General features: G+C 67.4%; 10 protein-coding genes and 1 pseudogene. 6 read left to right on the plus strand and 5 right to left on the minus strand.

Features of this window, described 5'->3' with window-relative positions; translation table 11 throughout:
* Positions 1-4 precede the first annotated feature (4 nt).
* The 5 genes and pseudogenes from J7367_RS01965 to tssA all read left to right on the plus strand — a co-directional run bounded on the left by J7367_RS01965 (position 5) and on the right by tssA (position 15,114).
* A pseudogene (locus J7367_RS01965) lies at positions 5-3,695 on the plus strand (protein kinase).
* Entirely contained in the window at positions 3,692-4,153 is a 462-nt protein-coding gene (locus J7367_RS01970; protein ID WP_057661022.1) for a hypothetical protein, read from the plus strand. Before J7367_RS01965 ends, J7367_RS01970 begins: the two are co-directional and overlap by 4 nt.
* A complete protein-coding gene (locus J7367_RS01975) occupies positions 4,150-5,826 on the plus strand; it encodes a ShlB/FhaC/HecB family hemolysin secretion/activation protein (protein ID WP_057661024.1) in 1,677 nt (558 codons plus the stop codon). The genes J7367_RS01970 and J7367_RS01975 overlap by 4 nt, the downstream gene beginning before the upstream one ends.
* A gap of 11 nt (positions 5,827-5,837) precedes the next feature.
* Positions 5,838-14,021, plus strand: coding sequence for a filamentous hemagglutinin N-terminal domain-containing protein (locus J7367_RS01980; protein WP_057661026.1), 8,184 nt, complete (start codon positions 5,838-5,840; stop codon positions 14,019-14,021).
* Between the two features lie 49 nt (positions 14,022-14,070).
* A complete protein-coding gene (tssA, locus tag J7367_RS01985; protein ID WP_057661048.1) occupies positions 14,071-15,114 on the plus strand; it encodes a type VI secretion system protein TssA in 1,044 nt (347 codons plus the stop codon).
* 310 nt (positions 15,115-15,424) lie between these two features.
* On the opposite strand, the gene J7367_RS01990 is transcribed toward tssA, so the two are convergent.
* Positions 15,425-15,715 (minus strand): DUF2782 domain-containing protein, encoded by a 291-nt coding sequence (locus J7367_RS01990; RefSeq protein WP_003487371.1) that lies wholly within the window; start codon positions 15,713-15,715, stop codon positions 15,425-15,427.
* A 76-nt stretch (positions 15,716-15,791) separates the two neighbouring features.
* Between J7367_RS01990 and polA the strand changes: the two genes are divergently transcribed.
* The gene (gene polA / locus J7367_RS01995) at positions 15,792-18,596 is read left to right on the plus strand and encodes a DNA polymerase I (protein ID WP_057661028.1); all 2,805 of its coding nucleotides are present in this window, start codon (positions 15,792-15,794) and stop codon (positions 18,594-18,596) included.
* 838 nt (positions 18,597-19,434) lie between these two features.
* Here the strand turns inward: polA and hemF are convergent.
* From hemF to J7367_RS02015, 4 genes are all read right to left on the minus strand, one after another.
* Entirely contained in the window at positions 19,435-20,334 is a 900-nt protein-coding gene (hemF, locus tag J7367_RS02000; RefSeq protein WP_022560294.1) for an oxygen-dependent coproporphyrinogen oxidase, read from the minus strand.
* Positions 20,335-20,770: 436 nt separating this feature from the next.
* Positions 20,771-21,337, minus strand: a complete 567-nt coding sequence (locus J7367_RS02005) for a hypothetical protein (RefSeq protein ID WP_057661030.1) — start codon at positions 21,335-21,337, stop codon at positions 20,771-20,773.
* Positions 21,334-22,050 carry a hypothetical protein gene (locus tag J7367_RS02010; protein WP_057661032.1) on the minus strand — a complete coding sequence of 239 codons (717 nt, stop codon included), beginning with the start codon at positions 22,048-22,050 and terminating at the stop codon, positions 21,334-21,336. Before J7367_RS02010 ends, J7367_RS02005 begins: the two co-directional genes overlap by 4 nt.
* Positions 22,051-22,442: 392 nt before the next feature.
* Positions 22,443-24,803, minus strand: a complete 2,361-nt coding sequence (locus J7367_RS02015) for a S9 family peptidase (RefSeq protein WP_057661034.1) — start codon at positions 24,801-24,803, stop codon at positions 22,443-22,445.
* Positions 24,804-24,854 lie beyond the last annotated feature (51 nt).

Raw genomic sequence — 24,854 nt, forward strand, 5'->3', positions numbered from 1 at the left:
GTGCATGCACGAAGACACCGCCACCGTGACCGAACTGGTCACCGCCATGCGCCGCGGCGCACTCGACCTCAACGCGGTCCTGGCCGCGCTCGGCAGGCGCGCTGCAGTGCCGGAGGCCGAATACCGCGCCGGGGTGGAAACGCTGTGGACGCTGCAACGCCAGCACCTGCTCGACGATGCCACCGTGACCACCCTGGTGAGCCGGCTGGATGCGTTGCGCGATCGCGCGCCTGCGCTTGCGCCATCGGCAGCGCAGGAGCCAACGCCCACGCCAACCGTGGTCGACGACGATGCCACGGTGGTGATGCCACGACCGGGCCCGGCGCGCATGGCCGAAAACGACATCACCCGCGTGCAACCGGCGCAGCCCGTGTCCGGTGATGCACCCAGCCTCACCAGCCTGGGGCTGGGCGCACCCACCTACCTTGGCACGCAGACCGGCACCGGCACCGGCACGGCCGGTACCGCCAGCCTGTCCAGCTGGCAGCACCTGGCCGAAGCAGCCGGCTGCGATCATGCCGGTGTCGGCAGCCTGCTCAAGGGCCGCTTCCAGCTCGAACGCGAACTCGGCCGCGGCGGCATGGGCGTGGTGTATCTGGCCCGCGACGAACGCAAGGTGGAAGCGCGCGACCGCGACCCGTGGCTGGCGGTCAAAGTGCTCAGCGACGAATTCCGCCGCCATCCCGACGCACTGGTCGCATTGCAGCGCGAAGCGCGCCGCTCGCAGAAACTGGCGCACGACAACATCGTGCGCGTGTACGACTTCGACAAGGATCGCACCCTGGTCTTCATGACCATGGAATACATCGACGGTTGCGATCTGAAAACGCTGATCCGCGAGCAGGCCTACAACGGCATGCCGCTCAAGCAGGCCTGGCCGCTGATCGACGGCATGGGCCGCGCGCTGATGCGCGCGCACGCGGCCGGCATCGTGCATTCGGATTTCAAGCCCGGCAACGTCATGGTCACCCGCGATGGCGTGGCCAAGGTGTTCGACTTCGGCATTGCGCGCGCCGGCAAACATGCGGCCGAGGTGGCGGGCGAACAAACCGTGTTCGATGCAGCAACGCTGGGCGCATTGACGCCGGCCTATGCCAGCCTGGAAATGATTCGCGGCCAGGCGCCCACACCGGCCGACGATCTGTACGCGCTGGGCTGCGTGTGTTTCGAATTGCTGACCGGCAAGCACCCGTTCGACAAACTCAGCGCCGAAGTGGCGCTGCGCGAAGGCCGCCGCCCGCCGCCGGTGCCGGGCCTGACCCGTCGCCAGTACGCCACCTTGTGCACGGCCGTAGCGTTCCCGGCTGCGCAGCGGCTCACGCGCGTGGACCAGTTGCTCGATGGCCTGCGCCAGGTGCCGCTGCGCGAGCGCGCGCTGCCGTTGATCGGCTATGGCGCCACCGCACTCGCATTGGTGGGCGTGGGCGGGTGGGGCGCATCGCGTTATCTGCATCAACGCCATCTGGATGAGGTCATCGCACGTTTCGGTGCGCAGGACCCGCAGCAATACCGCGACCAGACCCAGGCCATGCAGGCGCTGTCCAGCCTGAGCGCAGACGACCGCCGGCGCGTGCTGATGGACCGCAGCGACCTCATCGAAGATTTCCTGCTGCGCCGCCTGGACGCGCTGTGGAATCCGGCCAACGGCCGCGACGATTACCGCGGCGCATTGCAGGTGTTCGCCTTGCGCGACCGGCTGCGGCTGTATTCGCCCTCGCTGGATGCGCGCCTCCAGGCCATCGAACGCGAAAAGAACCAGCGCCTCAACGCGCTCGACACCACGCTCAACCGCCAGCTCGATGCCGGGCTGTTGTTCCGCACGCAGGCCGACAACGCACTGGCCACGCTCGACCAGGTGCGCCGCATCGACCCGGGCAGCAGCCTGCTGCGCCATTCCGCGCTCGAAGTACGGCTGGACGCGGCCATCGCCGAGGCGGTGGCCGCCGGGCAACTCAGCACCGCGCGGACCGAGGTGGACCAGGCGCGCGCAGCCTTCCCGGACTCGTTGCGCCTGCAGTTGCGCAGCGCCGAGGTCGGCGTGGCCGAGCAGCAAGCCAGACGCACACCGGTTGCCGCCGCGCCGCGCGATGCGGACAGCGCACGCACGGCGCTGGCTGCCGATCTGGCAAACCCCAGCACCGATCCGGCCTGGCGCGCGCGCATCGACGCCGGACTAGCCGCACTGCCGGCGGCCGAGCGCAGCAGCCTGGGCAGCGCGCTGGCCGAGGCCATCAGCACGGCGGTCGCCGCACAAAGCGACCCCGCACAGCTGGCTGGCGCGCAGGCGCTGGTGGATTTCGGCCTGCGCCTGGCCCCGCAATCGGCCAGCCTGCTGGCCCAGCGCACGCGCCTGCAGACGCTGGAGCAACAGTTCGAACAAGCGCTGGCACGCGAAAGCGCCGAGGCCGAACTGGCCGCGCGGATCGAATCGCTGCGCCGCGCCGCCGCCGCCAACGATCTGGGCAAGACCCGCGACGCACTGGCGCGCATTCGCACCCTGCAACCGGAGCATCCGCTGTTGCGCAGCGAAGGCCCGCAACTGCTCTCGCAGGTGTATCGCAACACCGCCGGCGATGCGTTCGCACAGGGGCGATACGCCCAGGCGGCCGACCTGCTGAGGCAAGGGTTGCAGACGCTCGGCCAGCGCGCCGAACTGCGCAGCGCGCAAACCCGCTATGCGGTGGCCGCCGCAGTGATGACTGCTGGCGCGCTGCCGCCCAGCGAACGCCAGCAACTCGCCGGGCGCCTGCAGACGCTCTATCGCACCGATGCCACCGCGCTGGCGCAATTGGAGGCGCAGATGAAGGCGGCCGGCCAATTGCCGGAAGGCTCGTTGTCGGCGCGCCTGCAACGCGCGCCCGCCGCCGATGCGCCGGCCGACGACAGCGTGCCGCCAGGCAGCGCCACCGGGACAGCTGCGCCTGCCGCTGGCGCAAAACCGGCGCGCGACAAATCCGCTGCCAGGCCTGCCGCCGCTACCCCAACCACTGCGCGCGACCCCGCCGCCGCTGCGGCATTGCCCGCCAACGTGGACGATGCCGACAGCCTGCCGCCGGTGCCCACCGGCCCGGATCCCTGCGCCGGCCTGGCCGGGCGTGGTGCGGCGTGCTTCGACACACTCGGGCAGACCCGCGCGCCGATGCTGGTGGTGATCCCGGCCATCGCCGGCGGCAAGCCGTATGCGTTGTCGCGCGGCGAAGTGGCGGTGGCCGATTTCAACCTGTTCTGCCAGGCCACCGGCCGCTGCACCGCCCAGGCCGCCGCCACCCCGGAACTGGCGCGCGCGCCGGTGCGCAACATCAGCCTGACCCAGGCGCGCGCCTATCTGCGCTGGCTCACCATCGGCAGCGGCGGCTGGCGTTACCGCCTGCCCAGCGATGCCGAATGGCTGCATGCCGCGCAGGCGGCCAGCAACTGGCGGCAGGCCGAAGACAGCAATTGCGTGCCGCCCAACGCCAGCGCTGGCGATGCTGCGCGCGCACCGGTGTCGGCGCGCGGACGCGATGCCAACCCCTGGGGCCTGATCAATCTCACCGGCAATTGTCTGGGAATGGGTGTCGACCGGAACAGGCGTGCAGGCGCGCGGCGGAAGTTTTTCCAGCTACTGGTCCGATTGCACGGTGCAGGCCAGCCGTGCCGACAACGGCTCGGCGCAGCCGGACGTGGGCCTGCGCCTGCTGCGGGAACTGCCATGAGCGCCGCCCCGCCGTCGCCCACCGCTGCCGCTGCGCACCCGGCCAATGCGCAGCTGCAGGCGCTGGCGCTGGCCCATCAGCAGGGCCAACTCGACCGTGAGCAATACCGCGCACGCCGTCGGCGCGTGCTGGACGCCGCCCGGCAGACCCAGGGGGTGACCCTGCGCAACGCCCTGCCGAGTTCGTCTGATGCGCGGCCGAGCCCGCTGTTGGGGTATCGGGTCACACGCAAACTGCGCAGTCAGGTGGTCGCGGTCTTCGCAATTGTGATGTTCATCGCAATAATCTTGCTAACATTGCATAAATGTACGTCAGGGTTTGATCGACGTTCAGCAAAGGGCGAGGTCAGGCACGCCAACTGCTGTGCAGTGGCCACTGTGGCGCCTGTCTATGCAGTGGGACACGTCGGCCATGCGCAACAACGGATGGTCTCAGGGGAAATGGACGTATGCGTATGACGTGTCTGGCCGCGGCGGTGTCCGCGTGCCTTCTGCTGGCCGCACCTGCGTGGGCGCAATCCCCGGCCGATGCCACGGCTGCTGCGCAGTCCGCAGCGGCGGTGCCGGCCATGAAGGACCGGACCGACGCGGTCACCCTGCAGGTGCGCGGCTTTCGCGTGCGCGATGTGGGTCACTACCCGGAGGCCGGCATCGACCCGGCCCGCATGCAGGCCGTGGCCGACGCTGCCTTCGCCGAACTGGCCCAGGGCCAGCTGGTGGTGGCGTTGCGCTTCGACCAGCTCCAGGCGGTGGCCGACGCCGTCACCCGCGCCTATCGCCAGGCCGGCTTCATCGTCAGCACGGCCTATCTGCCGGCGCAGACGCCGGGGCCCGATCAACTGATCGAGATCCGCGTGCTGGAAGGGCGCATCGGCCAGATCAGCGTGCAGGGCGCCGCACGCTACCGCGGCAACGCGTTGTCTGCACCGCTGCGCCAGCTGCAGGGCCGCCCGCTGCGCAAGCAGGACGTGGACACCGCGCTGCTGTATGCGCGCGATCTGCCCGGGGTGTCGGTGTCGTCGGTACTGCAGCCCGGCCAGAAGGAAGGCGAGACCGACGTGGTGCTGGTTGCCAGCGAGGCCGCCCGCCCCTATGTGATCACCCTGGGCGGCAACAACTACGGCACCGAGCTGACCGGCCGCTATCGCGCCCAGGCCGGCATTACCTGGAATAGCCCGCTCGGCCTGGGCGATGTGTTCGCCGCCAACTACGCCTATTCGCTGGCGCCGCGGCAGAGCCAGATCGGCGCGCTGTCGTATGGCCTGCCGATCGGTCGCGTGTCCGGCCTGAGCGCGGTGATCGGCGCCAGCCGCAGCGAACTGGAAGTGCGCAACGGCGTGTTCGCCCGGCTTGGCCTGAAGGGGCCGACCTCCATCGTCTACACCGGCGCCGACTGGAAATTCATCAACAGCGAAGTGCTGCAGTTGCAGGGCTCAGCGCGCTATCTGCGCGAGCAATCCAAGCTCAGTGCGCTGGGCATGCAGTTGTCCGACCAGCAGTTCGATGTCGCCGAACTGGGCCTGTCGTTGCGGCGCACCGATCTGCGCTGGCGCGGTGTGGATCTGCTGCAGGTGAGCGTGCGCCAATCCTTGCGCGACCGCTCGGCGCCGGTGGACCAGATCAGCCCCGGTCGCGACAGCTATTTCACCATCGCGCGGCTGGCCTACACGCGCCTGCAATACCTCACCCGCACGCAGCGGCTGTACTTCAAGTTCAACGGCCAATACAGCGACGATACGCTGACCCCGATGGAGCAGTTCGCTGTCGGTGGGCCCGACAGCGTGCGCGCCTATCCGGTCTCCGAAGCATTGGGTGACCGCGGCTATTACACCGCGCTCGAATACCACATCGATGCCCCCGGTTTTGCCGACGCCGCATCGCCGTTCAATGGCCGGCCCTGGCGCGAATTGCTGGAGCTGGATGTCTTCGCCGACCACGCCCGCGTGTTCGCCGCCAATGGCCGCCTGGCACCGGCCAGTTTCGATGCCGCCGGCGTGGGCCTGACCTTCCGCTTGCCGCAGTACGCCAATTTCGAATGGCGCATCAGCGCCGCGCTTCCGACCGGTGCGCGCGATGCCTCCGACGGACGCGACGACGCCCGCATCTACACGCGTTTCGGCTTCACTTTCTGAGGGATCTGCGCATGCACGCCACCATCCATCCCGCGACCTCGCCGCGCACGCTCCCGTTGCGTCATCGCCCGCTGGCCCTCGCGCTGGCAGCTGCGCTGATGGCCATGCCGGCCAGCGGCCTGGCCCAGGTAGCGGCCAACCAGTTGCCCACCGGCGGCAGCATCGTCGGCGGCACCGGCACCATCAACGCTGCCAGCGGCACGACCCGGGTCGTCGACCAGACCTCCGCGCGCATGGCGCTGACTTGGTCGGCGTTCGACATCGGCTCGGCGGCGACGATGACCTTCAACCAGCCAACGACCACCTCGGTGGTGCTCAACCTGGTGCAGGGGGGCAACCCCACGCAGATCTTCGGCAACCTCACTGCCAACGGGCAGGTGTTCCTGCTCAACAGCAACGGCGTGCTGCTCGGAAGCACCGCCAACGTCAATGTCGGCGGCCTGGTGGTCAGTACGCTGGGCACCAGCGTGTCCCAGTTCATGAACGGCAACTACGTCTTCGACGCCGGCGGCAATACCGTGGCGCTGGTCTCCAACAGCGGCACCATCAATGCGGCGGCCGGGTCGGCCACGTTGATCGGCGGCCGGGTCGCCAACAGCGGCACCATCACCGCCACCGCCGGCAACATCACCCTCGCCGGTGCCGACGCAGCCACGCTGACGTTCGAAAGCGGCGGCTTCGGCGTGCTGATCGACAAGCCGCTGCAGCTGAGCCTGGCCACCGAAGCGGTGGACAATTCCGGCACCCTGAGCGCGCCGGGCGGCGCGATCCAGCTGCAGGCGCGCGCGGCGCAAGGCATCTTCGATCGACTCATCAACAACAGCGGCACCATTCGTGCGTCGTCGCTGTCCAATGGTCCCGACGGCAGCGTGTCGCTGATCGCCTCCGGCGCAGGCAGCTTGGATGTCGCCGGCGGCGGCAGCATCGATGCCGGCACCGGGGCCATCACCCTGAGCACCGGTCGCGGCGTACAGCAGACCGGCATCTACACCGCCGGCAGCCTGGGTGGCTTTATCGGTGGCAGTGCCACCTTCAGCGGGGCCAACAAGATCGGCGGCCTCGGCAACCTGGACGTAGGCGGCAACCTCAGCCTGACCAACACGGTCGCGTTGTCTCAATCCGGTTCGCTGGCGGTGACGGGCACCAGCCAGTTCCTGCAGTCCGGCAGTGCGCTTTCGTTGACCAACGGCGGCAATACCTTCGGTGGCCTGTTGAGCGCCAGCGGAAACGGCATTGCCGTGAACGCGGCAGGCAATCTCTCGATCGGTACGTTGAACCTCGATAGCAACAGCGCGCTGTCGTTGAGCGCCAGTGGCGTATTGACCTTGCCGACAACGGCGATCAACACCGGCAGCGCCAACCTCACCCTGGCCAGCGGCGGTGGCCTCACCACGCGCGCTGCGTTGGCCGGGACGAACGTGGACCTCACCGGTAGCGGCGGCATCGCGCTGGCGCACGACGTCACTGCAAGCGGCGCGCTGAAATTGACCGCCACCAATAATGCGATCACCCAAACCGCCGGCAGCGTGGCCGCCACCGGCACCAGCACCATCAATGCCGGAACCGGCACCATGACGCTGGACGGTGCGAGCAACGACTTCCAGGGTGCGGTGGCGCTGACCGGCGGCAACACACGCATCAGCGACAGCGGCGCGCTGACGTTGGGTGCGGTGACCAGCAACGATCTCACCGCCACCAGCAACGGCGCGTTGAACCTGGGCAGCGGCCGGGTGGGCGGTACGTTGCTCGCCACCAGCAACAACGGCGCAATCACGCAGTCGGGAACCGACGGCTTGACCATCCTCGGCACCAGCAACCTCACTGCCGGCACCGGCGCGATCACGCTGAACAACAGCGGCAATACCTTTGGCGATCTGGTCAGCGCGACCGGGCGCGGTATCTCGTTGAACGCTGCCGGTACTCTGTCGATCGGCACCTTGAGCCTTGGCAACAACAGCGCACTGTCGCTGCGTGCCACCGGTGCATTGACGCTGCCGGCAGCGGCGATCAACACCGGCAGCGCCAACCTCACCCTGTCCAGCGGCGGCAGCCTCACCACGCGCGCCGCGTTGGCCGGCACGAACGTGGACCTCACCGGTACCGCCGGCATTACCCTGGCGCATGACGTCACCGCAAGCGGCACGCTGGCACTGACCACGACCGATAGCGCGATCACCCAGACCGGCCGCAGCGTGACCGCCACCGGCACCAGCACTATCAGTGCCGGAACCGGCGTCATCGAACTGGACGAAGCGACCAACGATTTCCAGGGTGTGGTGACGCTGACCGGAGGCGACACCCGCATCGCCGACACTGGCGCGCTGACGCTGGGTGCGCTGAATACCGGCAACCTCATCGCCACCAGCAACGGGGCGTTGAACCTGGGCAGCGGCAGCGTCCGCGGCACGCTTGCTGCGACCAGTGGCAACGGCGCCATCAGTCAGGGCGCCGGACTGATCGTCGATGGCACTGCCACCCTCAACGCCGGCAGCGGCGCTATCGCGCTGACCGACGGCAACAACGATTTCCGTAGCGGCGTCAGCCTGACCGGCACCGGCATCAGCGTGGTCGATCGTGACGATCTGCGCATCGCCTCGATCAGCAACGGCACCGATGGCGCCATCGCCCTGACCGCCGGCGGCCCACTCACGCTGCCCACGCAAAACCTCAGCACCGGCACCGGCGCGCTCAGCCTGACCGCCAATGGCGGTGCATTGAGTACGCTCGGCGCCTTGAGCGGTGGCAACGTCAGCTTGAGCGCGCGCGATGGCGTGGTGCTCAATCACAACGTCACCGCCGGCGGCACCCTGGGCTTGACTGCCACCAACGCCACTATCACCCAGAATGCGGGCGTGCTCGACGTCGGCGGTCTGGCCACCGTCGATGCCGGCAACGGCGCCATCTCGCTGACAGGCGATAACGACTTCAAGAACGGCATTGCACTGACCGGCCGCAATATCGCGGTGGTCGATGCGAACGACCTCAGCGTGGTCTCGCTCAGCAACGGTGGCGCCGGCGCCATCGCGCTCACTGCACGCAACTCGCTCACGCTGCCTGGCAGCGGATTGAGCAGTACCGACAACCTGACGCTGCGCGCAGACAACGGCACGCTGACACTGGGCTGCGATCTCCTCGGCAATGCGGTCTCGCTGTTCAGCGCCAACGCACTCACGCTGGCGACCGGCATCGACAGCAACACGTTGTCGGTGTCCACCAGCAACAGCGCGATCAACCAGGCCGCAGGCGCCTTGCGTCTCGGTTCGACCTCCAGCTTCGACACCGGCACCGGTGCGATCGCACTGTGCAGTGCGGGTAATCACTTCGGCGGCGCAGTGAGCCTGGCCGGCAACGATGTATCGATCCGCGACAGCGGCGCGCTGTCGCTGGGCACGCTGAACACCGGCAGCCTCACCGCCACCAGCAACGGTGCTTTGAACCTGGGCAGTGGTCGCATTGCCGGCACGCTTGCCGCCACCAGCGGCAATGGCGCCATCGGCCAGGCCGGCGGACTGATCGTCGATGCTGCCGCGACCCTCAATGCCGGCAGCGGCGCCATTGCGCTGACCGACGGCAGCAACGATTTCCGTAGCGGCGTCAGCCTGACCGGCACCGGTATCAGCGTGGTCGATCGTGACGATCTGCGCGTCTCTTCGATCAGCAACGGCACCAATGGCGCCATCGCCCTGACCGCCGGCGGCGCACTCACGCTGCCCACGCAAAACCTCAGCACCGGCACCGGCGCGCTCAGCCTGATCGCCAATGGCGGTGCACTGAGCACGAATGGCAGCTTGAGCGGTGGCAACGTGAGCCTAGGCGGACGCAATGGCATCGTCCTCAATCACAACGTCACCGCCAGTGGCAGTCTGGACCTGGCTGCCACCACCAACGCGATCTTCCAGAATGCAGGCGTGCTCGACGTCGGCGGTCTTGCCACCGTCGATGCCGGCAATGGCGCCGTTTCGCTCGCACGCAATAACGACTTCAAGAACGGCATTGCACTGACCGGCCGCGACATCGCGGTGGTCGATGCGAACGACCTCAGCGTGGTCTCGCTCACCAACGGTGGCGCCGGCACCATCGCGCTCACCGCACGCAACTCGCTCACGCTGCCTGGCAGCGGATTGACCAGCAGCGATGACCTGACGCTGCGCGCAGACAACGGCACGCTGACACTGGGCGGCGATCTCCTCGGCAATGCGGTCTCGCTGTTCAGCGCCAACGCACTCACGCTGGCGACCAGCATCGACAGCAACACGTTGTCGGTGTCCACCAGCAACAGCGCGATCAACCAGGCCGCAGGCGCCTTGCGTCTCGGTTCGACCTCCAGCTTCGACACCGGCTCCGGTGCGATCGCACTGGGCAGTGCGGGTAATCATTTCGGGGGCGCAGTGAGCCTGGCCGGCAACGATGTATCGATCCGCGACAGCGGCGCTTTGACGCTGGGCACGCTGAACACCGGCAGCCTCACCGCCACCAGCAACGGCGCATTGAACCTGGGCAGTGGTCGCGTTGCCGGCACGCTTGCCGCCACCAGCGGCAATGGCGCCATCGGCCAGGCCGGCGGACTGATCGTCGATGCTGCCGCCACCCTCAATGCCGGCAGCGGCGCCATTGCGCTGACCGACGGCAGCAACGATTTCCAGGGCAGCATGCGCCTGACCGGCGCCGGCATCGCGGTGCGCGACAGCAACGATCTCACGCTCTCGGCGTTGACCAGCAACAACGGCGGCACGATCGCGCTGACCGCAGGCGGCAACCTGATCCTGCCGGGTACGACGTTGAACAACGGCAGCGGCAACATCAATCTGATCGCCAACCACCTGAGCCTGTCGGCAGCGTTGCTTGGCGAGGAGGTGAGCCTGCGCGCCAACAGCGGCTTGGCCTTGGGCCAGAACATCACCGCGCGCACGTTGTCGCTCGCCAGCAGCAATGCCGCGATTACGCAAAGCGGCGGCGCACTGCTGGTCAGCGGCGCCACCACGGTCGATGCAGGCACGGGTGCGATTTCGTTGCTGCAAGCCGGCAATAACTTCGACAGCGTGCGCCTGACCGGCAACGGCATTGGCGTGACCGACGGCGACAACCTCAGCCTCGCCGCATTGACCAGCACCGGCACTGGCGCGGTGGTCGTGACGGCTGGCGGTACCTTGAGCCTGCCGTCGCAGGCTATCGCGGTCGGCAACAGCAACCTGACCCTGTCATCGAACGGCGGCGCACTGAGCACGGCCGCAGACCTGGGTGGCAACGACGTGACGCTGTTCGGACGCGACGGCCTGACGCTCGGCCACACCGTCACCGCCAACACGCTCGCCCTGCACAGCACCGATGCCGCCATCGTGCAGAACGCCGGCGCACTCGACGTGGTGGGTGCCAGCACCGTCGATGCCGGTAGCGCCAGCATCGCGCTCAACAGCGGCAGCAACCGCTTTGGCGCTGGCATCAGCCTCACCGGCACCGGCATCACGGTGGCCGATAGCGGCAACCTCACCATCAATGCCTTGAATGCCGGCGCCAACGGCACCATCGCGTTGACCGCCGGCGGCGCACTGAATCTGTCCGCGCAGACCCTGGACACCGGCACCGCCGATCTTGCCCTGATCGCCAACGGTGGCAGCATGAGCACCGGCGGCGACTTACGTGGCCGCAACGTGACCCTGTCCGCACGCGACGGCCTCACCATCGGCCACACCATCACCACCACAGAGACGCTGTCGTTGAGCAGCAACAACACGGCGATGACGCAGACCGCGGCGGCACTCAACGTTGGCACCACCACCACCGTCAACGCCGGCAGCGGCAACGTCACGCTCAACACCGCCGGCAACACCTTCAACGGCGTGGTCAATCTCACGGCAGGCGATGTGCAGATCGCCGGCAACGCACTCAGTTTCGGCGCGCTGTCCACCAATGCACTCACCGCCAACAGCAGTGGCGCATTGAGTCTCGGTAGCGGCGTGGTGCGTGGTGCGTTGAACGGCACCAGCGGTAATGCAGCGATCACCCAGAGCGGCGGGTTGTCGGTCGGCGGTGCATCCACGTTGAATGCCAGCAGCGGCGACATCGCCTTGACCGATGCCAATAACGACTTCGTCGGCGCGCTTGCTCTCACCGGCAACGCCATCGCCGTGCAGGATCGCAACGACCTCAGCATCGCGGCAGCGCGCAGCGGTGCCAACGCGGCGATCGCGTTGGTCGCGGACGGTGACTTGAACCTGCCGGCCAGCCAGATCGACGCCGGCACCGGCGCGCTGACGCTGACAGCCAACGGCGGCACCTTGCGCACTGCCGGCGCGTTGCGCGGTGGCACGGTGCAATTGACCGGCGCCAACGGCATTGCGCTGAGCAACACGGTCACGGCAAGCAACGTGCTGCGCTTGAACAGCACCAACGCCGCGATCACCCAGACCGGCGGCGCATTGCTGGTCGCAGGCGACACCGCGGTCGATGCCGGCGGCGGCGCCATTGCCCTGGAGGCGGCGGGCAACGACTTCCAGGGCGTGCTCGCCCTGACCGGCGGTGCCAGCAGCGTGCGCGATGCCAATGCCTTGACCCTGGGCACGCTCAACACCGGCGACCTGCAGGTCCGCAACAGCGGTGCGTTGAATCTGGGCGTTGGCCTGGTCAATGGCGATCTGGATGCGGCCAGCAACGGCGGCGCCGTCACCCAGAGCGGCGCCTTGACCGTTACCGGCAGTACCCGCATCAACAGCGGTGGCGCCGCCATTGCATTGACCGATGCCGACAACGATTTCCAGGCGGCGGTGAGCCTGAGCGGCGGCACGGCCAGCGTGCGCGATCGCAATGCGCTGGTCCTGGGCAACCTGGATGTCGATGCACTGGAGGTCGCCAGCGGCGCCGGCCTGGACCTGGGCCAGGGGCGGATCGGCGGTGCGCTGGTGGCACGCAGCGGGAGTGTAGCAACGGCCAGCGCCAACACGGTCGTCGCCCAGGCGATCGCCGTGTCTGCGGCCACCGCTGCCGGCATCGCCCAGCAAGGCGCATTGACGGTGGTCGGCAGCAGCCTGCTCGATGCCGGCACCGGCGCGATCGTGCTGGATGCGGCCGATAACGACTTCCAGGGCACCGTGCAGGCGCGCGGCAGCAGCATCGCCATCGTCGATCGCAACGACCTGGCTGCGACCGCGCAAGCCAGCGATGCCCTGCGTCTGCAGGCCGGTGGCCAGCTCACCACCGCTGGCACGCTCAGCGCCAGCGCCATCGCCCTGCGCGGCGGCACCGGCGTCGTACTCAGCCACGACGTTGAGCCCGCCAGCGTGGCCTTGAGCAGCGGCGGGGCGATCACCCAGGACGCCGGCAGCCTGCGCGCCGGTCAGCTCAGCGGCAACGCCGCCGGGGCGGTCGCGCTCACCGGCAGCGGCAACGCCATCGATGTGCTCGGCGACTTCAGCGCGCAGGGCCTGGATGTGCTCAGCAACCGCACATTGCTGGTCAGCGGCCGCGTCGACGGCGGCCCCTCGCTGCGCCTGCGCAGTGGCGGCGAATTGCAGCTGAGCGGCCAGCTCAGCGGTGCCACCAGCTGGTTGCAGGCCGTCGCCGGCATCCGTCAGCGCGCCGGCAGTGCGATCGCCGCCACCCTGCTCAGCGGTAGCGCAGGCGGGCCAGTGGCGCTGGGCGATGCGGCCGGCTTCATCGACAACCGGGTGGTGCGCCTGGGCGAGGTCACCGCCAGCAACGGTTTCAGCTTCACCAACGGCGGAGACCTGCTGCTGGTGCTGGCCAATGGCAGCAGCTACAGCGTGGATGCCGGCAACAGCGCGATGTTCCTGTCGGTACGCGGCAATCTGTTCCAGGACGGCCGCGCGCCGTTGCGCAACGGCACCGGCACCTTTGCCGCCACCGGCCAGATCGGTACGCAGCAGAACCCGATCTATGTGACCGGCACCGGCACCCAGACCGTGGCGGCGATCGGCGCGCCGCCGGCGTATTTCAACGCCACGGCGGTGGACGGCAGCCTGCTCGATCTGGCCGGCGCCTCCGGCTTCAATGTGCCGGCCTCGGCGTTTGCGGGCCGTGCGCAGAGTTCGGCCAGCCGCACCGTGGCCTTCGTGGACCTGTCGGCCAGCGGTACCCCGTACCGCGCCTTCGGCCTGGTCCGCCCCGGCCTGCGTCTGCCCGACGACCAGCAGCCGGCCTGCGATGCCGGCGATCCGGACGCAGTCTGCAGCCCCGAGTGATCTGCCTGCCGCCGCTTACCGCGGCGGCTCCCCCGATGGAGGCCGTGCCATGCAAGACGACAGTTCCCTGGAGACCCTGCTGACGCCGCTCGGCGACGACGCCCCGGCCGGACCGGATCTGGAATACGACCCGGAGTTCCTGCGCCTGGAGCGCGAATCGGCGGTCCGCGCCGAGCGCGCGCTGGGCGAGAGCGTCATCGCCGCCGAAGAACCGGACTGGGACAAGGTACAGGCGCTGGCGCTGGACCTGTGCCGGCGTAGCCGCGACCTGCGCGTGGCCGGCAGGCTCGGCGCCGCCTGGCTGCGCCTGCGCGGCCTGCCGGGCTGGGCCGATGCGCTGGCGTTGATCCATGGCCTGCTTGAGCGCCATTGGGACAGCGTGCATCCGCAGCTGGATGCCGACGACGACAACGACCCGACCTCGCGCATCAATGCGCTGGTTGGCCTCAGCGACCCGATGGGCCTGCTCGGCGCGCTGCGCACCACCGCGTTCGTGCAGTCGCCGCGGCTGGGCCGCTTCAGTCTGCGCGATCTGCGCGTGGCCAATGGCAGCATCAGGCTGCCCGACGGCCAGAGCGGCCCCAGCCTGGCCGAGATCGAAGCCTGCTGCCAGGACTGCACGCCGGAAACGCTGGCCACCTCTGCCCAGGCCATTACCGAAGCGCTGCGGCAGGCGCGGGCGATCGATGCGCTGCTGAGCGAGCGCGTCGGCACGGCCGCCCCCGACTTGCGCCCGCTACTGACCGACCTGCGCGATCTGGAGCGCTTCGTGCTGCCGCACTGGCAAGCGTGGCAGGGCATCTTGGCGGTCACCGAAGACGGCGAGCAGGCTGCCGGCGAAGGCCATGCCGTCGCCACGGCAACCAACGCCACGCGCCGCAACGACGAGATCGCCGGCCCCGATGATGTGAAGCGGCGGCTGGAAGAGATCTGCGCCTATTACGCCCGGCACGAACCATCCAGCCCGGTACCGATGCTGCTGCGCCGCGCGCAACGCCTGGTCGGCGCCGATTTCCTGGCCCTGATGAAGGAGCTGGCCCCGGCCGGCATCGACGAACTGCAACGCGTCACCGGCCCGCTGGAAGACAGCTGACGCTGCGCAAGCGCCCGGCAGGCCGAGCAAGCTGACCAGCTGGTGCACCGGACCGGGCGGAGAAAGCCGAGCGGTGCGCCAACAGGAAGAACGCTGAGCCACACGCCCAGCCGTGCCGTCACCGCAAAACAGCAGAACTGGCGGCGCACGACGCCGGCATGCGAAGAACGGTACCCAGGCCTCTGTCAGCCATCTCGACAAGCAACGCCGCAACGCACCTAACCCACCAAGGCAGAGATCAAAAACAGAGCCACGCAACGTCTCCGACCCGCGGCCCCTGCTTTACGAATCCCCAATCCTCAATCCCGAATCACCAGCTATACAGCTGCCAATACACCTTGTTGACCTTGTCCCTTTCCGCGTCGGTATGCCCGTCGTGGTCGCGGTCGTACAGGAAGTAGGGCGCCCCGCGCGCCGGCGTCACCCGCACCATTTCCAGCTGACCGTTGACGCGGTATTCGTCGACCTTGTCGCCGTTGCCCATGGTCTTGCTGGTGACATCGGCACCAGCCGGGATATCGCCACCGGCGCGGTCGCCGCCGCTGGTGGCACAGCCGCCGAGCAGCAAGAACGGCAGCAGCAAAAGACGTGCTTTGTTCATTGTCGTGATCCGTATTGAGCGTCGGCAAGTATGCGCTGGCGCGGTGTGCCCTGGGCGTGCAGCGTAGAATTGGGTCATGAGCAGATTAGTCCTGATCGACGGGTCCAGTTACCTGTATCGCGCGTTCCACGCGCTTCCGCCGCTGACCAATGCGCAGGGCGAGCCCACCGGCGCCTTGTTCGGCGTGGTCAACATGCTGCGCGCCACCTTGAAGGAGCGCCCGGCCTACATCGCCTTCGTGGTGGATGCGCCCGGTAAAACCTTCCGTGATGACTTGTATGCCGACTACAAGGCCAACCGACCGTCGATGCCCGACGACCTGCGCGCGCAGGTGCAGCCGATGTGCGACATCGTGCATGCGCTGGGCATCGACATCCTGCGTATCGACGGCGTGGAAGCCGACGATGTGATCGGCACGCTGGCCCTGCAGGGCGCCGCCGATGGCCTGGCCGTCACCATCTCCACCGGCGACAAGGACTTCGCCCAGCTGGTGCGCCCGGGCATCGAACTGGTCAACACCATGAGCGGCAGCCGCATGGATTCGGACGCGGCGGTGGTCGCCAAGTTCGGCGTGCGGCCCGAGCAGATCGTCGACCTGCTGGCGCTGATGGGCGACACCGTCGACAACGTGCCCGGCGTGGAAAAGTGCGGCCCCAAGACCGCCGCCAAATGGCTGGCCGAATACGACTCGCTCGATGGCGTCATCGCCAATGCCGACAAGATCAAGGGCAAGATCGGCGACAACCTGCGCGCCGCGTTGCCACGGCTGCCGCTCAACCGCGCGCTGGTCACCATCAAGACCGATGTCACCCTGGCCAGCGGCCCGCGCGCGCTGGACCTGCGCGAGCCCAACGCCGAGGCGCTGGCGGTGCTGTACGCCCGCTACGGTTTCACCCAGGCGCTGCGCGAACTCGGTGGTGCGGCCGCCGCCCAGGCGGGCCTGCTGGCCGAGCCGGTGGCGCTGGGCGCTGCTGCTGCCACTGCGCGCACCGAGCCGGGCCGCGCGCGCGGCACCGGCTTCGTCTCCGGCCCCGTCAACGCCGCGGTGGATCTGGATCCGTCGCTGTCGGCGCCCGGCCAGTACGACACCATCCTGACCCAGGAGCAGCTCGACAGCTGGATCGCGCGGCTGCGTGCCGCCGGCCAGTTCGCCTTCGATACCGAAACCGACAGCCTGGACCCGCTGCAAGCCGATTTGATCGGCCTGAGCGTGGCCGCCGAGCCCGGCCAGGCGGCGTACCTGCCGTTCGGCCACAACTTCCCCGGTGCCCCGGTCCAGCTCGACCGCACCCAGGCGCTGGCGCAACTGGCCCCGCTGCTGACCGACCCTGCGGTGCGCAAGCTCGGCCAGCACGGCAAGTACGACCTGCACGTGATGCGCCGGCATGGCGTGGAGCTGGCCGGCTACGCCGACGACACCTTGCTGGAGAGCTTCGTGCTCAATTCCGGCAGCGCCCGCCACGACATGGACAGCCTGGCCAAGCGCTATCTCGGCTACGACACCGTCAAGTACGAAGACGTCTGCGGCAAGGGCGCCAAGCAGATCCCGTTCGCCCAGATCAGCCTGGAAGACGCCACCCGCTACGCCGCCGAAGACGCCGACATCACCTTGCGCCTGCATCGCGTGCTCGGCCCCCGCCTGACCAGCGAACCGGGCCTGGAGCGCGTCTACCGCGACATCGAAATGCCGCTGGTGGACGTGCTGGCCCGCATCGAAGCCAACGGAGTGTGCGTGGATGCGGCCGAACTGCGCCGCCAGAGCGCGGACCTGTCCAAGCGCATGCTCGCCGCCCAGCAGAAAGCCACCGAGCTGGCCGGGCGCACCTTCAACCTGGATTCGCCCAAGCAGCTGCAGGCCCTGCTGTTCGACGAGCTCAAGCTCCCTGCCGTGGTCAAGACGCCCAAGGGCCAGCCCTCGACCAACGAAGAGGCGCTGGAAGCCATCGCCGACCAGCACGAGCTGCCGCGGGTCATCCTGGAATACCGTGGCCTGACCAAGCTGCGCAGCACCTACACCGACAAGCTGCCGGAGATGATCCACCCGCAGTCCGGGCGCGTGCACACCAGCTACCACCAGGCCGGTGCCGCCACCGGGCGGCTGTCCTCCTCGGATCCGAACCTGCAGAACATCCCGATCCGCACCGAAGACGGCCGCCGCATTCGCCGCGCCTTCGTCGCACCGCCCGGACGCAAGCTGATCGCCTGCGACTATTCGCAGATCGAGCTGCGCATCATGGCGCACCTGTCCGGCGACCCCGGGCTGGTGGGTGCGTTCGAGTCCGGCGCCGACGTGCATCGCGCCACGGCCGCCGAAGTATTCGGCCGCACCATCGACACCGTCAGCGCTGACGAACGCCGCGCTGCCAAGGCGATCAACTTCGGCCTGATGTATGGCATGAGCGCCTTTGGCCTGGCCCGCCAGCTCGGTATCGGCCGCGGCGAGGCGCAGGATTACATTGCGCTGTACTTCAGCCGTTACCCGGGCGTGCGCGACTTCATGGAAACCACCCGCCAGCAGGCGCGCGACAAGGGCTATGTGGAAACCGTGTTCGGCCGCAGGTTGTACCTGGATTTCATCAATGCCGGCAGTCAGGGCCAGCGTGCCGGTGCCGAGCGCGCCGCCATCAACGCGCCGATGCAGGGCACCGCTGCGGACATCATCAAGCGCGCGATGGTCAACGTGGATGGCTGGATCGCCGACCACGCGCAACGCGCGAAGATGATTTTGCAGGTGCACGACGAACTGGTGTTCGAAGCCGACGTCGATTTCGTCGACACGCTGCTGAGCGAGGTCACCACGCGCATGACGGGCGCTGCTGAATTACGCGTGCCGCTCGTGGTCGATTCGGGCGTTGGCGATAATTGGGACCAGGCGCATTGATGCGGTGAATGGCGGATATGCTGAATACGCAGATCAGCAATAATCCGTTCCAAACATAATGTGAATTCAGCTGAGTTAATGGAATGAATACCCCCTAAATTCTACATTTTTTTAACAGTCATCTTCACGATCCATCAATGTGGAAAATGTTGTTATATCCCTCGACGGGCGCAACGCCTGTCGGCAGATCTCTCCCATCCCCTGGAGCAGATCTCGGAGCGGAAACTCCTCCCCAAGTTTCCGTTCCCTGGCCCCGCCGACCTCCCCCTGGTCTGCGGGGCTTTTTTATTTGTGTTTTCCCACTATGCGCAAGCGCTGCAGCGTTAACTGCGATGCGGCAGGTGCCTCGGTTCGTGCAGGTGCGTGGCTTGTAGCTACACCAGTCAGAGCCCCGTGCAGGCAACGCATTCGCTTGGCGTCGAGCTCCAATGCATGCCGCATTGCAGCGTAAATGCCCGCTCAATCGTCAGGTGCGGCGATGCAGAGGGCATGCTGCGACCTCGGGACGAGGCCATGCTGCCCATTCAGTTTATAGACGGGCCGCGCGGGTATTCATTTATCGGTTTGCGATTGCTGCATGTGCGCGCTTGCCATGCACGCTGCCGATACCGCCAATGGTTGGCGAGTTTCATTCTGCTGAGGGACCGGCCGCCGTCGCGTCGCGCAATCCGCGCCTGTGCGGCCGCTGTCGCCGGGCGGCATGGCGCACCGATGACACGCAGTCGATCGAACCGTCAGCAGGCAACGCACCTGCTCGCGATGCGCTGTAACGTGTCCGACAGTGCCGCCGTCTGCCTGGACGTCCGCCTGGACGCCGCGCCTTACAGCGGCGTTTCGTTCAACCCAGCCAGTCCCGCGGGATCAGGTAATCGGCCAGGCGCGCTTCGGCGCTGCCTGGCTCCGGCGTAAAGCCGTACTCCCAGCGCACCCGCGGCGGCAGACTCATCAGGATGCTCTCGGCACGCCCACCGCTTTGCAGACCGAACAGGGTGCCGCGGTCGTAGACCAGATTGAATTCCACGTAGCGCCCACGACGGTACAGCTGAAACTCGCGTTCGCGCTCGCCGTAGGGTGTGTCCTTGCGGCGCTCGACGATCGGCAGGTAGGCGTCCAGAAAGCCATCGCCCACGGCACGCTGGTAGGCAAAGTCGCGCTCGAAGTCCTGACCCAGATCGTCGAAGAACAGCCCGCCCACGCCACGCGTTTCGTTGCGGTGGCGCAGGAAAAAATATTCGTCGCACCAACGCTTGTGCGCGGCATAGCGCTCTTGGCCAAACGGCACGCACAGCGCCTGCGCAACGCGATGCCAGTGCTGCACGTCTTCATCGAAGGGATAGAACGGGGTCAGGTCGAAGCCACCACCAAACCAGGCGGCTACCACCTCGCCATCGCGCTCGGCGCGGAAGTAGCGCACGTTCATGTGCGTGGTCGGGATAGACGGATTGTGCGGATGAAACACCAACGAGACGCCGCATGCACGCCAGGTCGCACCGGCAAGCTCGGGCCGGTGCGCACTGGCCGACGGCGGCAGGCGCGTACCGGACACGTCCGAAAAACCGATGCCGGCCTGCTCGAACACCGCGCCATCGCGCAGGATGCGGGTCCGGCCACCGCCGCCTTCTTCGCGCTTCCAAAGATCCTCGGCGAATCGTGCCTTGCCGTCGGCAGCTTCCACAGCGGCGCAGATCCGGTCCTGCAGGTCGGTCAGATAATCGCGTACACGGTCGAATTCGTTCATGTCCCAATTCTAAGCCGTGCACTCCGCGCGGTGCATCCCGCGCAAGCGCGCCCGTTTGTCGCAGTGCGATGCGGGGATGAGGGCGCAGTGATCACTGCTGGGCAGTGACAGTCGAGTTGGTCGGTGCGCAACATTCCAGCGCGGCAACCAACAATCCGCCCACCGTGCGAGGTGGTGTTTTCGTTTCTCAACAAGACCACCAGCAAACTGTCTGGCGAGAGCGCGGCTCCCTCAAGTGTCCTCGCCGCAAGGATGGGTGCACTGCGTGTGCCGCGAGCGATGCGGGCTCCGTACAGTCGACCCGGGCTTGAAGATAGCCAGGCCACCGCCCACGCAAGCGCTCAGTTTTTGATGGGCAACTGGCGAGCGAGGCGTATCTCGTCGCAAGGCAGCTGATCTGCTGCAGGCTGCAGCATCCCTGCCTGCTCCCAAGTCACTACGGTTGCAAAAACTCCGCGCGGACAGCGGGCGTGCACAACCGCCATGCCAGGACCGCATGCACGCAGCCGATCGCCAGCGCACCCAGGCCGGTGAGGACCAATGCCATCTGCTGGGTGGCCTGCAAACGTGCCTGCATCTGCGGCCATTCCGGGCTTTGCAGCACATCGGCGGGCAGCAGCGTCTGCACGCCGTCGAACAATGGCCCGATCAACGCCAGTCCGCCGAAATTGAGCACTCCGGTCCCCAGCAACACCGCCACGAAGCCAAGCCGCGCCCACTCGCGCCGCTGCAGCAGCGCCCAACTCAACCAGCAGAACGCAGCCGAGAGCACCGCGCCGGCGAGGGATAAGGACAGCGCGTGATCGATCAGCCATTGCCAGGAGTGGGGCAGGGTGATGCCTGCGGGCAGCCCTAGCGATGCCGCACCTGGCGTCAGTGCGATCATTGCGATCTGCACCAGATTGGCCAGCACGCTGACCACCCCCAGCAACAGGGAAACCCACGCCAACGGAGTGACGAAGCCACCGCGCTGCCGCGCCGATGCTGGCTGGACGGTGCTCATTGCAGCGATGCGATGTGGGCAGCCACCATCGCCTGCCCGGGGGGATCCAGCGCCGGTTGCAGTTGCGCGTACCACTCGGGCACTGCATCGGCTGGCAGGCATTGGCGCAACAGCGGCGTGCTGCGCTCAAGAAAGGCTTCGAGAAACGGCAGCCCGCGCACGTACAGGAAGTGGCTGTCGGTGATGGACATGCCGGCGTATGCCTCGCGCAACCATTCCAGATGCGGCAGCGCGTGCGCCCCATGGCCGGCGCGGGTGAGCGCGGTGAGGAGGCTGGTACGCGCGGTCGCGGGCGAGGTGGACCGCTCCTGCGCGTTGAGATCGTCGAAGGTCAGCAACCACTGCTCGCCCTGCGCGATCTCGTTGCACATCACCGAGGTGGTTGCCAACTGCAGTGCGTTGTGTGCGCTGGGCTCCAGCTCGTACAGCGCCAGCCAGTACGGATAGGCTTCGCGATAGCGGTCCAGCGCGCTCAACGACAGCGCGCACAGGCGCTGCGCATCGGCGCCAAGGTGGAGCTGGGTCTGCGCAGCGTTGTAGGCGCCGACATGGTCGCCGCGCTGAAACGCGCTTAGCGACGGCTGCAGTGCGGGGTCGATCTCGGCCCCCGCTTCCGAGGCGTCTGCGGCAGCGGCAGGCGCTGCCGTCGGTGCTGTGCGCGGCGTGTTTGCCGCAGTGCTCTTGCGTCCAAACAAACGGTCCCACAGGCCCATCGCTTCTTCCTTCCCCGCGCCCGTGGTGAGTGGAAGCGCCATCATGCCGGCGGCGCACCGGTCATGCGGCGGACCGGTGCAGCAACGCGCGCGCAGCGATGGCGCGTTACCGGTCCTGCGCCAAGCTTAGAGCCACTTGCGTAGCAACAGGTGAGTGCGAACCAACCGACGCGCCGGTGTGGTGTGCCTGCGCACGTGCTGCGTTGTCGATCCCGCTCGCAGCGTCGTCGCTGCGGATGGCTGCATCAGGAACGTTGTGCGCCGTTGGTCGGGGCGGATCGTGACTGCGAGCTGGCCTGACCCCGACGTCTGTGTGCAACACGCGCAAAGCACGAGCCCTGCGCGTGTCGTCCGCTTTCATCCAGGGACAGACACGCGCAGTTTCGCCGGCTTTAGGGTTTCACCTGCTCGTTGAACAGTTTGAGGATGCGCTTGTACTCGTCCAGCCATGAATCGGCACGCGTAAAGCCGTGGCGTTCCAGTGGATAAGGCGCCACCTGCCAGTTGTCCTTGTGCAGCTCCATCAACTTCTGCGTCATGTCCACCGAATCCTTGAAGAACACGTTGTCGTCGATCATGCCGTGCGCGATGAGCAGATGGTCGCGCAAGCCCTGGGCGTAGTTGATCGGCGAGGACGTCTTGTAGGCCTCCGGATCGAGCTCGGGCGTGTTGAGGATGTTGGAGGTGTACTCGTGGTTGTACTGCATCCAGTCGCCGACCGGACGCAGCGCCGCCCCGGCCTTGAACGTGCCAGGGCTGCGGAACAGCGCCATGTAGGTCATGAAGCCGCCGTACGAGCCGCCATAGATGCCGACGCGTGCGCGATCGCCCTGCTTGGTGGCGACCAGCCAGTCCAGGCCATCCAGATAATCTTCCAGCTCGGGGTGGCCCATGTTGCGATAGATCGCCGTGCGCCAATCGCGGCCGTAGCCTTCGGAGGCGCGATAGTCCAGGTCCAGCACGATGTAGCCCTGCTGCACCAGCAGGTTGTGGAACATCTGCTCGCGGAAATACGGGGTGTAGCGTTCGGAGACATTCTGCAGATACCCGGCGCCGTGCACGAACATCACGATCGGATACTGCTTGCCCGGCTCCGGCGTCTTGGGGCCGTAATACTTGCCCCACACCGTGCCGGCACCATGTTTGGAAGGCACCTGCACGTACTGCGGCGCAATCCACGGCTGCGCCTTGAAGGCCGGCGTGCGCGTGTCGGTGAGCACGGTGGCCTGGCCACCTGCGGCCGGCACCACCGCCAGTTGCGTCGGCAGATAACTGCCGGAGTAGCGCACCAGCAACTGCTGCCCGTTGGGCGACAGGCTGTAGCCTTCCACGCCGTTCAACGCAGTGATCTCGGTGAGTTGATCGTTGCGCAGATCGAGCTTGCAGACTTCGTAATCGCCCGGCCATTTCTGATTGCACAGGAAGAACATGCCGCTGCCATCGGCGCTGGGCACCGGCATCGACACTTCCCACTTGCCGCGCGTGCGCTGACGCGGCTTGCCGTCGCCTTCCACGGTGTACAGCTGCGAATAGCCGGATTCTTCCGACAGCAGCCACAGCGTGCGATTGTCGGGCAGCCATCCGAAATCGTTGAAGTCCCAATTGATCCAGGCGCTATCGCTGAGGCGGTGACGTGGCTGCAGCCTGGCGTTGTCCAGGTCCACGCTGGCGATCCAGCGGTCCTTGTTGTCCACCGCGCGAATTTCCACCGCCACGTTACGGCCGTCATCGCTCCAATGCACGGCCGGGCCGCTGCCGTCGCCATCGCTTTCCACACGCACCGCGCGGTTACCCTTGAGGGCGTCGCGCTTGGCCGTCTTGCGCAATGCGGCCAGCGGGTCGGTGGAAATGCCTGGCAGTGGGTCGAAAGACAGCGTTTTGGCCGTGCCCGCGCCGACATCCACCAGCCACAGCGCATGCGCTGCCGGTGCATTGCGGCCGACACGTGTACGCACTTCCTGGAATTCTTCGTAACCGGATTCGGTCACGTATTTGGGCATCTTGCCGGCCTGACCTTCGTCGGCGCTCTTGGCCTGTGTGACCACCAGCAGATGGCGGCCGTCCGGCGACAACGCGCTGTCGACGATCTCCACCTCATCGCCCAGATACACCGGCGCTGCCGCACGCGTGGCATCGGCGCGGCGCCAGGCATCTTCCTGCGTGCGTAGCGCGTCGCGTTGCTCCTTGTCGCGGCGCAAGGTGGCCAGCGTCGCCAGTTGCTGCTCGCGCAGCACATCGGCCTTGGGGGCGGCGTTGGGGTCGCGCTCGGCCTTGACCACCGCCACCTGCGCGGTGCCGCCATCGGCACGCCAGTGGTACCAGTTGTTGCCCGCGCGCCAGATCGCACCGCCGTCGCTGGCGAACTGCGGACGCGATTCGATCTCGTTGCTGCGGGTCAGCTGGGTCAGTGCACCTGTGCGCAGATCGCGCAGGAAGATGTCGCCGTTACGTGCGAACAGCATGCGCTGGCGGGTGGCATCGTAACTGGGGTTTGCCGCATCCAGGCCGGCGCGTGCGGTGTCTGCCACACGTTCGGCAGTGCCACCGCCGGTGCCCTGGCGATAGGTGTCGCGCACCGGGCTGCCATCGCGCTTGAGCAGGTATTGCACCTGTTTGCCGTCCCATTGCCACCAGGCCTGGTCCACCGCCGGCCCGATCCAGTCCGGGTCGGCCATCGCCTGTTCGATGGTGAGCGGGGCGGCGGACTGTGCATGTGCAGCGGTGGCCACCAGCAGAAGGGTCAACGGCAACAATCTAGGCATCGGACACGGCGGGACGCAAAGGAGAGCGCGCAAGCCTAGCAG

Origin of the sequence: Xanthomonas sp. D-36-1, from assembly GCF_017746155.1 — a bacterium.
GTDB lineage: Bacteria > Pseudomonadota > Gammaproteobacteria > Xanthomonadales > Xanthomonadaceae > Xanthomonas > Xanthomonas cissicola.